Genomic DNA, 13,206 nt, shown 5'->3' with positions numbered 1-13,206 from the left:
GGCGGACGCGGGGCATGGTCCTGCTGATGGCGGCCGCTCTGGGCATGGCCAGTCCGGCGGTAGCGGCTGCCGCGGCAGACGGCGCCGTCATCGCGCACGGCGATCCGCTGCAGTCGCCGCAATGGGCCTGGATCCACAAGGAGCTACTGCAGGCTGGCCCGGTGGTGTTCGACAGCCGCGTCAGGGTGACCGGGCCGGCGTTTGCGGAAGACCCCATGCGCGTGCCGATCGCCTTCGATGCCTCGGCGCTGGGCGAAGTGGATCGCATCGTGGTGGCGGTGGACCGCAACCCGATCCGCGAGGTGCTGGCGTTCGAACCGCTGCGGGTGCGCCCGTCGCTGTCGTTCCGCTTCAAGCTGGAACAGGCTTCGCCGGTGCGGGTGGCGGCGCGCACGCGCGATGGCACCTGGCATGTCGGCAGCGTGCTGGTCGATGCCGGCGGCGGGGGCTGCACGGTGCCTGGCGCCACGCGCCGCGACGGCAGCTGGAGCCGCACGCTCAACCGCGTGGACGCGCGCGTGTTCCCGGGCTTCGGCGGGGCCGCGGCGCGCGTGCGGCTGCGCGTGATGCATCCGATGGATACCGGCCTGGCGGCGGGCATCCCGGCGTTCCATATCGAGACCCTGGTGCTGGCCGACGCGGCCCGGCAGCCGCTGCTGCGCCTGACGCTGCATGAGCCGGTTGCCGAGAACCCGATCTTCTCCTTCGACCTGCGCGATGCCGTGCAGCCGGGCATGACGGTGGCCGGCCACGACAACAACGGCAACCGCATCGCCGCGCGGGTGTGGCAATGAAGCGACGCGTACTACTGTGGTTGCTGCTATGCCTGGCGGGCCAGCCCGTGCCGCCGGCATTCGCCCAGCAGGCCGTGCTGCAGCCTCCCGACTACCGCCTGGCCCCGCGCGAGATCGCCGCGGGCGTGTGGCTGCTGGAAGGCGCCAATGCCGACTTCGCGCCCGGCAACGGCTGCAACATCATCAATACCGCGTTTATCGACACCGGCGACGGCGTGGTGGTGATCAACACCGGCCCGTCGCGGTTGTATGGCGAGCAGCAGCGCAAGGCGATTGCATCGGTCACGGCCGCCCCGGTGCGGCTGGTGCTGAACCTGAACCTGCATCCCGACTATTTCTTCGGCAACCAGGCCTATGCCGATGTGGGCGGCAGCGCCCTGGCCGGCACCATCGACGGGGCGCGGCGCGAGGGCGCCGCTTATGCCGACAACCTCTACCGCCTGTGCGGCGACTGGATGCGCGGCACCGAGCCCGCGCCGGCTGCCCACGCGCTGGCGCCGGGCCGGCGCACGATCGGGCGCCATACGCTGGAGCTGGTGCGCCTGGACGGCCATACCGGCGACGACCTGGTGGTGCTGGACCACAGCGCGGGCGTGGTCTTTGCCGGCGGGCTGGTGTTCCGGCAACGCATTCCGACCACGCCGCACGCGGATATCGGCCGCTGGCTGGCCAGCCTGGACCGGCTGCAGGCGCTGCTGGCCGACAGCGGGGCGCGCGTGCTGGTCCCCAGCCACGGGCCAGTGCCTGCGGCCGGCGGCGGCGCAGAGGCCATCGCGCAGACGCGCGGCTACCTGCAATGGCTGGATACGCGCCTGCGCGAGGCCGCGGCGCAGGGGCGGGACCTGGCCGAGGTCATGGCGATGCCGGTGCCGCAGCCCTATGCGCACTGGGCCGCGATGCCCGCGGAGTACCTGCGCAACGTCGGACATCTCTACCCGGCGCGCGAGGAAAGCGCGCTTGGCCACTGACGCCGGCCAGCCGTGGCGGGCTGTTCAATTCTGGAGCAGCTGCAACGCAGTGTTGCGCGCTGGCACGGCTGGCATCACGCAACCGGGCCGCAACCGGCGTGCTGGTGCGGGGATGCGACTGGCATGGGACTTGCCAAAGGCATGTCTGGTGTGTGGCGCAGTGGCGCACCAGGGAAACCCAAAACAAGAGAGGAGATGGCAATGAGGACGTTACGAGTAGTGATGGCGGTTGCGGCTGCCGCGGCCAGTCTGGCCGCGCAGGCGGCAGTGACCGATGCCATGATCGAGAACGACGCAAAGAGCCCCGGCGATGTGTTGTCGTGGGGCATGGGCCCGCAAGGCCAGCGCTATTCCACGCTGTCGCGCATCAATACGAAGAACGTCGGGCAGCTGGTGCCGGCGTGGTCGTTCTCGTTTGGCGGCGAGAAGCAGCGCGGGCAGGAATCGCAGCCGCTGATCCATGACGGCAAGATGTTCGTGACGGCCTCGTATTCGCGCATCTATGCGCTGGACGTGAAGACCGGGCGCAAGCTCTGGAAGTATGAGCACCGGCTGCCCGAAGGCATCATGCCGTGCTGCGACGTGGTGAACCGCGGTGCGGCACTCTACGACAACCTGGTGATCTTCGGCACGCTCGATGCGCAACTGGTGGCGCTGGACCAGAAGACCGGCAAGGTGGTGTGGAAGGAGAAGCTGGAGGACTACGCCGCCGGCTATTCGTACACGGCGGCGCCCATGATCGTCAAGGGCATGGTGCTGACCGGCATCTCGGGCGGCGAGTTCGGCGTGGTGGGCCGGGTCGACGCACGCGATGCCAAGACCGGGCAGCTGGTGTGGTCGCGGCCGGTGGTGGAAGGCCATATGGGCTACAAGTACGACAAGGACGGCAACAAGACCGAGAACGGCGTGACCGGCACCGCCAACGCAAGCTGGCCGGGCGAGACCTGGAAGACCGGCGGCGCCGCCACCTGGCTGGGCGGCACCTATGATCCGGCCACCGGGCTGGTGTATTTCGGTACCGGCAATCCGGGCCCGTGGAACAGCCATATCCGCAAGGGCGACAACCTCTACTCGGCCTCGACGGTGGCGCTGGATCCCGCCACCGGCAAGATCGCCTGGCACTACCAGAACACCCCGAACGACGGCTGGGATTTCGATGGCGTCAATGAGTTCGTGACCTTCGACCTGGACGGCAAGCGCATGGGCGGCAAGGCCGACCGCAACGGCTTCTTCTACGTCAACGACGCGGCCAGCGGCAAGCTGGTCAACGCCTTCCCCTTCGTCAAGAAGATCACCTGGGCCACCGGCATCGACCTGAAGAGCGGCCGCCCCAACTACATCGCCGAAGGCCGCCCCGGCGACCCCGCCGCCGGCAGCGACGAGAAGAAGGGCAAGTCCGTGTTTGCCGCGCCGGGCTTCCTTGGCGGCAAGAACCAGCAGCCGATGGCCTACAGCCCGCAGACCGGCCTGTTCTACGTGCCCGCCAACGAGTGGGGCATGGATATCTGGAACGAGCCCATCAGCTACAAGAAGGGCGCTGCCTTCCTGGGCGCGGGCTTCACCATCCAGCCGCTGAACGAGGACTACATCGGCACGCTGCGGGCCATCAACCCCAAGAGCGGCAAGATCATGTGGGAGGTCAAGAACAGCGCGCCGCTGTGGGGCGGGGTGATGACCACTGCCGGCGGGCTGGTGTTCTGGGGCACGCCGGAAGGCTACCTGAAGGCGGCCGACGCCAGGACCGGCAAGGAGCTGTGGCAGTTCCAGACTGGCAGCGGCGTGGTGGCGCCCCCGGTCACCTGGGAAGAGAACGGCGAGCAGTACGTGGCCGTGGTGTCCGGCTGGGGCGGCGCGGTGCCGCTGTGGGGCGGCGAGGTGGCCAAGCGCGTGAATTTCCTGGAGCAGGGCGGCTCGGTGTGGGTGTTCAAGCTGCACAAGAGCTGAGCTGGCGGGAGATGACACTGCCCGGCGCACGCGCGCATCGCATCATGGGTGCGATGCGCGCGCCGGGCGCGGGTGCAACAGGATGAAACGGGACTCAGGTATGAAGAAGGAATGGATGGCGCTGGCGGTGGCTTCGGCGCTGCTGCCGGGCGCGGCACTGGCCGGCACGGCCGCCGACATGCAGGCCCTGGCCGACAAGAGCGGCTGCTTTTCCTGCCATGGCATGCAGTCAAAGCTGGTGGGGCCGGGGTTTGCCGAGGTGGCCGCCAAGTACAAGGGCGACAGCCAGGCGGCGGAGCGGCTGGCGAAGAAGATCCGCGAAGGCGGCAAGGGCGCGTGGGGGCGGATTCCGATGCCGCCGCATGGCAGCCTTGCTGAGGACGATGCGAAGAAGCTGGCGGAGTGGGTGTTGAGTGCCAGCTGAGGCCGGCGACTGTCTGGACGATGCCGGCATGCCGGCAAGGAACCCCGGCTGGCGCCTGCCATGCCGGGGTTTTCCCTTTCTTAGCGCTGGCCGCTGCTCAGCCGCAGCGAGTTGCCATCGCTGCGAAATACCATCGCTTGCTCGCGCGCCTGCGCCACGGCCAGCCGGCCCTGCAGCACGATCTCGCTGACCTTGTCGTGCGCGCCGGAGCGCTCGCACACCGGGTCCGTGGCGGCGGCGTCGCCGGTGACCAGGAACGCCTGGCAGCGGCAGCCGCCGTAGTCCTGCTCGCGCTGGTCGCAGGAACGGCAGGGTTCCTGCATCCACTGCGTGCCGCGGAAACGGCGGAAGGCATCGCTTTCGGTCCAGATCTCGCGCAGCCCCTGCGTGGCGACGTTGGGCAGCGCCAGGCCCGGCAGCATGCGCGCCGCGTGGCAGGGCAGCGCGGTGCCGTCCGGCGCCACGCCAAGGAAGGTCGTGCCCCAGCCGTTCATGCACTTCTTGGGCCGCGCCTCGAAGTAGTCAGGCACCACGAACAGGATCTGGCATTGCCTGCCGATACGCGCGCGGTACTGCCGGACCACGGCCTCGGCCTCGCGCAGCTGCTCATGGGTGGGCAGGAGCGCCAGCCGGTTCTCCCAGGCCCAGCCGTAGTACTGCGTGTTGGCCAGTTCCAGGTATTCGGCGCCCATCTGCAGGGCCATCTCGATGATGGTGCCGACATGCGGCAGGTTATGCCGGTGCAGCACGCAGTTCATCACCATCGGGTAGCCGTGCGCCTTGATCATGCGCGCCACGCGCTGCTTCAGGTCGAAGGTGCGCGTGCTGGACAGGAAGTCGTTGAGCTCGCGGGTGGAGTCCTGGAACGACAGCTGGATATGGTCCAGGCCGGCATCGCGCAGGGCGGCAAGGCGGGCATCGGTCAGGCCCACGCCCGAGGTGATGAGGTTGGTGTAGAAGCCCAGGCCATGCGCATGCCTGACCAGTACTTCAAGGTCCTTGCGCAGCAGCGGCTCGCCGCCGGACAGCCCGAGCTGCACCGCGCCCAGCGCCCGCGCCTGGCTGAACACGTCGCACCATTGCGCGGTGCTCAGCTCGGCCGTATGCCGGGCATAGTCCACCGGGTTGGAGCAGAAGGCGCAATGCAGCGGGCAGCGGTAGGTCAGCTCGGCCAGCAGCCACAGCGGCGGGCCGTGCGCGGCCTCAGACCAGCCAGCCGCGTTCGATCGCATGTTTGACAAAGGCATGTACCTCCGGGGCGATGCCCTGCACGCCAAACGCGGCCTGCAGGTCGTCGATCAGCATGTCCAGCGTGTGGCTGCCGTCGCAGCGCTGCAGGATCGCGGCGGCGCTGTCGTTGAGGGTGACCATGCCTTCCGGGTACAGCAGCACCCAGCTTTGCTGGGAGGCTTCCCATTGCAGGCGAAAGGTCCGGTGCAGGGTCGGTCTGGCGAGGTCTTGCGTGCTGGCTGTCATGGGTTGGCTTGCTGGATGGCGTCGAGCATCGACCAGAGCACGTCGAGCTTGAACTGCAGGATGTCGAGGGCACGCTGCTGTTGCGCCGCGCTACGGAAGTGGCCCAGCGTCACGCGCAGGCCATGGTCCACGTCGCGCTGCGCGAGCGGAATGCGAGAGCGGAAGTAGTCCAGCCCGGCGGCCTCGATCCACGGGTAATGCGTGGGCCAGCCGGCCAGGCGCTCCTGGTGGATTGCAGGCGCGAACATCTCCGTCAGCGACGAGCACACGGCTTCCTGCCACGGCGCCCGGCGCGCAAAGTTGACGTAGGCATCGACGGCAAAGCGCACCCCGGGCAGCACGTGCCGGTGGCTCAGCAGCGCTTCGCGCTCCAGGCCCACCGCCTGGCCCAGGCGCAGCCAGGCCTCGATGCCGCCGGGCTGGGTGTCGGTGCCGTCGTGGTCAAGGATGCGCACCACCCACTCGCGGCGGGTGTCGCGCTCGGGGCAGTTGGACAGGATGGCGGCGTCCTTCAGCGGGATGTTGTCCTGGTAGTAGAAGCGGTTGGCCACCCATGCGCGGATCTGCGCGGGCGAACACTGGCCCGCCGCCATGCGCTGGTTGAAGGGATGGTGGATGTGGTAGCCGCTTTCCATGGCGCGCAGGCGGGCCTCGAACTCGGCCTCGGTCCAGGCGATGGGGAGGATGGCAGATGTCATAGTGCGATTTCCATGCCGTCGTACGCGACCTCGATGCCGTGCCGCGCCAGCTCCGCGCGCTCCGGCGAGTCTTCCACCAGCACCGGGTTGGTATTGTTGATATGGATAAGGATCTTGCGGCTGGCGGGCAGCCGCTCCAGGACCTCGATCATGCCGCCGGGTCCGGACAGGGCCAGGTGGCCCATGTCGGCGGCGCTCTTGCCGGAAAAGCCCGGCGCCTGCATCTCGTCGTCGCGCCAGAAAGTGCCGTCGACCAGCACGATGTCGGCGCTGTGCAGCTCGGCAAAGACGTGGTCGTCGATGCGGCCCAGGCCGGGCGCATAGAAGGCGCTGCGGCCGCTGCGGCGGTCTTCGATGCGCAGGCCGATGTTGTCGCCCGCGCGCGGCGCGTGGCGGTTGGGCGAGTAGGGCGGGGCCTTGCTCTCCAGCGGTATCGCCGTCAGTGTCACGCCGTCCAGCGGCGGGACTGAAAACGCGGTGCCGTCGCAGGGCAGGGCATGCGTCTGCAGCCCGCAGTAGTGCGACAGGATGCGCGTCAGCGGGAAGGCAGCGCCCAGGTCGTCGAGCACGGCGGCGGTGGCATAGAGCGGCAGCGCCTGGCGGTGTTCGCGCAGCATCAGCAGGCCGGTGACGTGGTCGATCTGCGCATCCATCAGCACGACCGCCGCGATCGCGGTGTCGCGCGGCGCGCGCGCCGGCTGCAGCGCGGGTGCCTGGCGCAGCTGCTGCAGGATATCGGGCGAGGCATTGACCAGGATGGCATCAGGCCCGTCGCCCGTCAGCGCGATCGAGGATTGTGTGCGCGGCGTGGCGCGCACCGTGCCGCGGCGCACGCCGTCGCAGTTGTGGCAGTTGCAGTTCCACTGCGGAAAGCCGCCGCCGGCGGCCGACCCCAGTACCCGGATGCTTGTCATGGCGTGAGCGCTTGGTGTTGGGTCATGGCTTCACGGGGCAGGCGCCAGCCCTGGCGCCTGCCTGCGTTGGTTGTGCTTGCGGTCCGCGGCTTGCCTGTCGGCGCAGCGCCGGTCGCAGGCACCGTGGCACGTTCAGCGGTTGGCGATGTACATCGTGATTTCAAAGCCAAGCCGCAGCTCGGTGTAGGCGGGGGTGGTCCAGCGCATGTCTCTCTCCTTGGGTGGCATGGTTAGTGAATATCGTTGTGCAGCGGCGCCTGGCTGCCGCCCGACTGCCGCATCCCCTCAAGGCAACATCCATGCCCGACGCATCAACGATTTCTGCCGGCTTTTCCGACGCGGCCACCACCTTCCACTTGCGTACGCCCGACGCCCAGCGCGTGCATGTGCGGCTGGCCGGCGCCGCGGACGGCCAGCCGTGGCTGGTGCTGCATGGCGGGCCGGGCAGCGGCTGCTCTGCCGCCATGGCGCAGTGGTTCGACCCGCGGCGGCACCGCGTGGTGATGCCGGACCAGCGCGGCGCCGGCCGCTCCAGGCCGGCCGGCTGCCTGCGCCGCAATACCGTGGGCGCGCTGCTGGCCGACCTGGAGCAGCTGCGCCGCGCGCTGGGCATCGAGCGCTGGGGCGTGGTGGGCGGATCATGGGGTGCGGCACTTGCCCTGGCGTACGCGGCGCAATGCCCGCACGCCGTGGCGGCGCTGGTCCTGCGCGGCACCTTCCTGACTGGCCGCGACGATGTGCTCGCGCTGTTTTCACCGCGCCATGGGGGCCGCCGCATGCTGCATTGCGTCAAGGCATGGGGCGAGCGCTTGCCCGATGCGCGCGCGCGGCTGCTCACTGTGTCACGGCTGTTGCAAAGTGGTACGCCTGTTCAAAAACGGGACACTGCCGCGGCGTGGCAGGCGAGCGAACAGGCGTTGCTGGGTCTTTCCCCTGCGTCGCATTCGCGCCGGCAGCCGCAGCCTGAGCGCATGGCCGCGGTGAACAAATACCGGATCCAGGCGCACTACCTGCGCAACCGGGCCGGACTGGGCAAGCCGGCCCTGCTCAGCGCGGCGCGGGTCATCGGCGCGCATGGCCTGCCGGTGACGCTGCTGCATGGCCGCGCCGACAAGGTCTGCCGTCCCGCCAACGCGCTGCGCCTGCAGGCCGCCATGCCGGGCGCACGGCTGGCATGGGTGGACGGCGGACACCTGGCGGCCGGGGCCATGCGCGACGCCCTGGTGGCCGCGATCCGCGCCGCGGGCTGGCAGCGGTGATGCCCACGACGCGGCGCGGCTTTCTTGGCGCCACGCTTGCGCTGGCCATGAACGGCTGGCGCCCGGCGGCCGCTGCCGGCACGCGGGTCACGCTGGAGCGGCTGCAGCCAGGCGTGTACGTGGCCCGCGCCGGCAATGCCGAAGCGGCGCGCGCCAACGCCGCCGAAGTGGTGCCGACCCTGGTCCATCTGAGCGGTGCGGGCGTGCTGGTGGTGGACCCCGGGCCGCAGGCGGCGTGGGGCGGTGCGCTGCTCGGCGCCATCCGGGCGCTGACGCCGCAGCCCGTGCGTTGGGTGGTCAACACGCACGCCCACCCGGAGAACGTGCTGGCCAATGCCGCGTTCGCACGGCTGCGGCCCCGGCCCGTGTTCCTGGCTTCCGCCGCCACGGCTGCGCTGATGCGGCAACGCTGCGCGGCCTGCCTGGCCCGCATGGCCACGCTGCTCGGCAACGGTGCCATGCGCGGCGCCGCGATCGTGCTGCCGCAGCCCGCGCTGCAGCACGATGGCTGGCTGCACACCGGCGCTACCACCTGGCAGGTGCAGGTTTATGCGAACGCGCACAGTGCCTCGGATACGGTGCTGTACGCGCCGCAGCTGCAGCTGCTGTGTGCGGGTGGCCTGGCTTACCGCGAGCGCGTGCCGGAGATGCACGAGGCCTCGCTGCAGGGGTGGCGCCGTGCGCTGCGGCGGCTGCAGGAGCTGCCGGCGCGCACGGTGGTGGGCACGGCGGTGGGCACGCCCGCCCAGACGCTGGCGCCGACGCTGGCCTACCTGGATGCGCTGGCGCACGGAATCGGCGCCGCGCTGGCCGCGGGCAGCGATGCCTCGCGCGCCAGCGACGCCGTGGCGGCGGAGCCGTTCCGGCATTGGCGCCATTTCCAGTCGGGCCACCCGCTGAACCTGCAGCGCGCCTGGCGCGAGCTCGAAGACCTGTGGATGCAGGGCGAGCCGCTGGCCTGAGCGCGCGGCTGCCCTGGTGCGTGGCCGGGATCAGCCGGCCTGGTGGGGCAGCCCGCGGGCCTCTTCCATTTTCCGGTAGACCGTATTGCGCGAGATCCCCAGCGCCTTGGCCGCCGCAGAGATATTCCCGTTGTGCGCCTTGACCGTGGCGACAATGGCCATGGCCTCGACATCGGCCAGCCGCGTGGGCTGCGCGCGCGGCAGCATATGGCCCGCGGGCGCCGCCGCATGCCCCTGGCGCTCGCGCAAGTCATCGAGGAAGTCGTCGGGCAGGTGGTCCTCGGTGATCTCGGCTTCGCCTTCCGCCATCAGCCGCGCGGTGCGCAGCAGGTTGCCCAGCTGGCGGATATTGCCCGGCCAGTGGTAGCGGCGGAACATCTCCATCACCGACTCGCGGATGCGGGGCGGCTCGCCGGGTTGCACGCCGGCCTGCTCCTGGCGCAGCAGCCTGGCGGCCACCACGTCGAGGTCGCCGCGCTCGCGCAGGGCCGGCAGCCGCACCACCAGCCCGTTGAGGCGGTAGTAGAGGTCTTCGCGGAACTGGCCGTTGGCGACCAGATCACGCAGGTTGCGGTTGGTGGCGCACACCACCGAGACATCGATATGGATGACCTTGCTGCTGCCCAGCGGCGACACCGCGCGTTCCTGCAGCGCGCGCAGCAGCCGCCCTTGCAGATGCAGCGGCATGTCGCCGATCTCGTCCAGGAACAGCGTGCCGCCGTTGGCCAGCAGCATCTTGCCGATGCCGCCCTTCTTGCGGGCGCCGGTGAAGGCCCCTTCTTCATAGCCGAACAGCTCGGATTCGATCAGGTTTTCCGGGATGGAGGCGCAGTTCACCGCAATGAACGGCCCGGCATGGCGCGGGCTGTCGGCGTGGATGGCGCGCGCCATCAGTTCCTTGCCGGTGCCGGTCTCGCCCAGCACCATCACCGGAATATCCTTGCCGATGACCTTGCGCAGCTTGCCGATGACCGCGCGGATGTGCGCGTCGCCCGTGTCCAGGTCGTCCAGCCCGGGGGAGGGGGCCGGGCCTGCGGCCAGGCTGCGCGGTGCGGCGGCCGTGCCAGGCTGGACTGCGTCGCCGGCATCGGTGTTGCCCGGCAACGATGCGGCGGGTGACTTCCATTCGACCCGGGCGCTGACCTTGACGCCGCTGGGCAGGTGCAGCTGGACGATGCCCGCATGAGCCGCGCGCACCGCGTCGAACAGCTGCGACATCGACAGCCCGAACAGCGAGGAGAAGGTGTGCGCATGCAGGGCGCCATTGGACAGGCCAAGCTGGAACTGCCCGCTGCGGTTGGCTGACAGGAAGCGCCCGCCGGGCGTGAAGGAGACGATGCCCTCGACCAGCGTGCCCAGGAACTCCGCGCGCGAATGGAAGCGGATGCACACCATGTCACGGAAGGCGTTGCCGAACAGCTGGTTCTCGATCATCTGCGCCGACATCCGCACCAGCGCCATGGTGTGCTTGTGGAAACCGCGCTGGTCGCCGGTCACATCCAGCGCCCCCACGGTCTTGCCGTAAGGGTCGAGGATGGTCATGCACGAGCAGGTCAGGAACTGGTTGGCCTCCAGGAAGTGGTCGGCGCCGTGTACCAGCGTGGCCCGGTTCTCGGCCAGGGCCGTGCCGATGGCGTTGGTGCCGCGGCGCGCTTCCGACCACTCCGCGCCCGGGCGCAGCGCGACCTGGTTGGCCCGGGCCAGAAAGTCGTCATCGCCCATCGAGTGCAGGATCAGGCCATCGGCGTCGGTCAGGATGACCATGCTCTGCGTATTCACGATCTGGTCGTAGAGCGTTTCCATCACCGGCAGCGCATAGGCGAACAGCGACTGGCTACGCTCGATCCGCGTTTTCAGCTCGCTCTGCAGCACCGGGCAGAAGTCGGGCGATTCATAGGGACGCAGGCCATAGGACTCGGAACGCTGGTGGGCCTGGGCAATCAGTTGGTCGCGCTCGGGCTGCCCCGTGTCACCCGGGGCGCCCGCCGCGGGGCGGGCCGGTTCCGGCTGGAAGGTCATTTCTCTGTCTCCTGTGGAAAGTCCGCCCGCGATCTTTGCGCGGGTCGCTGTCGGCGTCGCCGGGGCGCATGGTCGACAGTGTTGCGTCATGAAGCAAAACACTTGCCAGGGTGTGGCAATCCGGGACACCCGTGCCGCGATGCTGCGTTGCACTGAACCATGGCGGCGCGGTGAAGCCTGCCTGCAGGCGCCTCCGGGCCTGGTCCGGCTGGCTGGTATGGCTCTTGCGGAAACAGGGCAAACAACCAAGACCCGTCCACTGTAGGAGACATCCATGAAAACGCAGCGCCGCCTGCTTGCCTTGCTCGCGCTTTGCGCGTCCCTGACCGCCGTCCCGGCCGGCTCCGTGCTGGCCCATGGCGACGTCACGCCCCAGGCCGTCGATACCAAAGCGTTACCACAGCTGGGCGACGAATGGCGCCCGGACAATCCCTACCGCAGCGGCGATGCGCACAAGGAGGCGCTGCGCATCGGCAGCTCGGCCTATAACCAGAACTGCGCGCGCTGCCATGGCCTGGAAGCGGTGTCAGGGGGCATCGCGCCGGACCTGCGCAAGCTTGACGGCGACTGCGTCTCACTGGCGGATGCAAAGAAGAAGCAGGCGTGCATGAGCGAGATTTCGCAGTTCTACACCACCACCGTGCGCAAGGGCCGCACGCGCGACGGCCGCGTCTACATGCCGCCGTTCGACGGCGTGCTGAGCCAGGAGGCGGTGTGGGCCATCAAGACCTACCTGGAGTCGCGCCACGAGTAAGAGGCGGCTGCGCCGGCAGTCCTTCACGTTGTCCAGCCCCGGCCCGCAGTGCCGGGTCAACGCATCTTCCAGGAGCCATCCCATGCCCGCCAGCCCTGTCCGCGGCCTCAGGCATTCCGTGTCCCCCATGCCGGCGGCGCCGGCAGGCGCCGTGCGCTGGCTGTGCGGCGCCATGCTGGCTGCCGGCGCGCTCCTCTTCTGCGCGCAACCGGCCCAGGCCGACCTGGCCAGGATCCGCCAGACCGGCACCCTCAAGGTGGCGGTCTACAAAGGCTTGCCGCCGTTCTCCGCGATCGCGGGCAGTCAGGCCGCGGGCATCGACGTGGCCCTGGCCAGGGCACTGGGCAAGGAGCTGGGCCTGTCGGTGGCGCTGATGCCGTTCGATGCCGATGAAAGCATGGCTGACGACTTGCGTGCCATGGTCTGGCGCGGCCATTACCTTGGTTACGGACCGGCCGACGTAATGCTGCACGTGCCGGTCGACCGCGCCTTCATGCGCGAGAACGACAAGGCGCTGATCTTCGCGCCGTATTACCGCGAGACCTTCGTGCTGGTGCAGGACCGCGAGCGCGTGCCGGCGGTGCGCGGCCTGGAAGACCTGGCCGGGCAGCCGACCGGCGCCGCAGCCGGTTCGGCCGGGGCCAATGCGCTGCTGTCCGGCGCGGGCGGCACCTTGCGCGACAAGGTCAGGATCTACCCCGAAGCCGACGCGGCATTGCGCGCGCTGTTCTCCGGCGAGATCGCGGCGGCGATGGTGACGCGCGCCCAATACGAGAGCGGGCTCAAGGCCGCGGGGCAATCCGGGGCGCGCTTTGCCGCGACGGAACCCAGCGCGCCGCTGCTGCCGCGGCGCGGGTGGGCCGTCGGCATGGCGGTCAAGGCAGACGAGCGGGAACTGGCCGAAGCGCTGGAAAAGGCGCTGAGCGCGCTGCGCAGCAATGGCGAGCTGGCGCGCATCTTTGCCGGGTACGGGGTGTCGATGCAGGCGCCGTGA

At 69.6% G+C, this 13,206-nt stretch carries 14 protein-coding genes; 8 read left to right on the top strand and 6 right to left on the bottom strand.

The features are described from left to right. The first annotated feature begins 14 nt into the window (after window positions 1-14). The 4 genes from AC3WVS_RS10740 to AC3WVS_RS10725 all read left to right on the top strand — a co-directional run bounded on the left by AC3WVS_RS10740 (window position 15) and on the right by AC3WVS_RS10725 (window position 4,130). Window positions 15-794 carry a quinoprotein dehydrogenase-associated SoxYZ-like carrier gene (locus AC3WVS_RS10740; protein ID WP_492318612.1) on the top strand — a complete coding sequence of 260 codons (780 nt, stop codon included), beginning with the start codon at window positions 15-17 and terminating at the stop codon, window positions 792-794. Further along, on the top strand, window positions 791-1,762 hold the full coding sequence (locus AC3WVS_RS10735) for a quinoprotein relay system zinc metallohydrolase 1 (protein ID WP_492318611.1): 972 nt from the start codon (window positions 791-793) through the stop codon (window positions 1,760-1,762). The genes AC3WVS_RS10740 and AC3WVS_RS10735 overlap by 4 nt, the downstream gene beginning before the upstream one ends. A 201-nt stretch (window positions 1,763-1,963) precedes the next feature. Beyond that, window positions 1,964-3,706 (top strand): PQQ-dependent methanol/ethanol family dehydrogenase, encoded by a 1,743-nt coding sequence (locus AC3WVS_RS10730; RefSeq protein WP_492318610.1) that lies wholly within the window; start codon window positions 1,964-1,966, stop codon window positions 3,704-3,706. Between the two features lie 100 nt (window positions 3,707-3,806). Beyond that, window positions 3,807-4,130 carry a c-type cytochrome gene (locus AC3WVS_RS10725; protein WP_010809773.1) on the top strand — a complete coding sequence of 108 codons (324 nt, stop codon included), beginning with the start codon at window positions 3,807-3,809 and terminating at the stop codon, window positions 4,128-4,130. Window positions 4,131-4,210: 80 nt separating this feature from the next. Here the strand turns inward: AC3WVS_RS10725 and pqqE are convergent, their stop codons facing one another. The 5 genes from pqqE to pqqA form a co-directional block, all read right to left on the bottom strand. After that, window positions 4,211-5,362: a pyrroloquinoline quinone biosynthesis protein PqqE gene (gene pqqE / locus AC3WVS_RS10720; RefSeq protein ID WP_492318690.1), complete on the bottom strand. Its 1,152-nt coding sequence runs from the start codon at window positions 5,360-5,362 to the stop codon at window positions 4,211-4,213. Continuing rightward, on the bottom strand, window positions 5,334-5,606 hold the full coding sequence (pqqD, locus tag AC3WVS_RS10715; RefSeq protein ID WP_010809775.1) for a pyrroloquinoline quinone biosynthesis peptide chaperone PqqD: 273 nt from the start codon (window positions 5,604-5,606) through the stop codon (window positions 5,334-5,336). The genes pqqE and pqqD overlap by 29 nt, the downstream gene beginning before the upstream one ends. Continuing rightward, window positions 5,603-6,304: a pyrroloquinoline-quinone synthase PqqC gene (pqqC, locus tag AC3WVS_RS10710; RefSeq protein ID WP_492318609.1), complete on the bottom strand. Its 702-nt coding sequence runs from the start codon at window positions 6,302-6,304 to the stop codon at window positions 5,603-5,605. The genes pqqD and pqqC overlap by 4 nt, the downstream gene beginning before the upstream one ends. Continuing rightward, entirely contained in the window at window positions 6,301-7,218 is a 918-nt protein-coding gene (gene pqqB / locus AC3WVS_RS10705; RefSeq protein WP_492318608.1) for a pyrroloquinoline quinone biosynthesis protein PqqB, read from the bottom strand. Before pqqB ends, pqqC begins: the two co-directional genes overlap by 4 nt. 132 nt (window positions 7,219-7,350) lie before the next feature. Further along, window positions 7,351-7,425 (bottom strand): pyrroloquinoline quinone precursor peptide PqqA, encoded by a 75-nt coding sequence (gene pqqA / locus AC3WVS_RS10700; protein ID WP_010809778.1) that lies wholly within the window; start codon window positions 7,423-7,425, stop codon window positions 7,351-7,353. Between the two features lie 92 nt (window positions 7,426-7,517). On the opposite strand from pqqA, the gene AC3WVS_RS10695 reads away from it, so the two are divergent. After that, window positions 7,518-8,477 carry an alpha/beta fold hydrolase gene (locus tag AC3WVS_RS10695; protein ID WP_492318607.1) on the top strand — a complete coding sequence of 320 codons (960 nt, stop codon included), beginning with the start codon at window positions 7,518-7,520 and terminating at the stop codon, window positions 8,475-8,477. Next, window positions 8,477-9,439: an MBL fold metallo-hydrolase gene (locus AC3WVS_RS10690; RefSeq protein ID WP_492318606.1), complete on the top strand. Its 963-nt coding sequence runs from the start codon at window positions 8,477-8,479 to the stop codon at window positions 9,437-9,439. The genes AC3WVS_RS10695 and AC3WVS_RS10690 overlap by 1 nt, the downstream gene beginning before the upstream one ends. Before the next feature lie 30 nt (window positions 9,440-9,469). Here the strand turns inward: AC3WVS_RS10690 and AC3WVS_RS10685 are convergent, their stop codons facing one another. Further along, window positions 9,470-11,458 (bottom strand): sigma-54-dependent Fis family transcriptional regulator, encoded by a 1,989-nt coding sequence (locus tag AC3WVS_RS10685; protein WP_492318605.1) that lies wholly within the window; start codon window positions 11,456-11,458, stop codon window positions 9,470-9,472. 274 nt (window positions 11,459-11,732) lie between these two features. Here AC3WVS_RS10685 and pedF point away from each other — a divergent pair, with 274 nt between their 5' ends. Together pedF and AC3WVS_RS10675 are read left to right on the top strand one after the other, a co-directional pair. After that, on the top strand, window positions 11,733-12,212 hold the full coding sequence (pedF, locus tag AC3WVS_RS10680) for a cytochrome c-550 PedF (protein WP_492318604.1): 480 nt from the start codon (window positions 11,733-11,735) through the stop codon (window positions 12,210-12,212). An 82-nt stretch (window positions 12,213-12,294) separates the two neighbouring features. Beyond that, window positions 12,295-13,206: a substrate-binding periplasmic protein gene (locus AC3WVS_RS10675; protein WP_492318603.1), complete on the top strand. Its 912-nt coding sequence runs from the start codon at window positions 12,295-12,297 to the stop codon at window positions 13,204-13,206.

The sequence above is a fragment of the Cupriavidus sp. CPT47-8839-RL05A genome (genome assembly GCF_058792255.1).
This window is presented reverse-complemented; position numbering and strand designations above follow the sequence as displayed.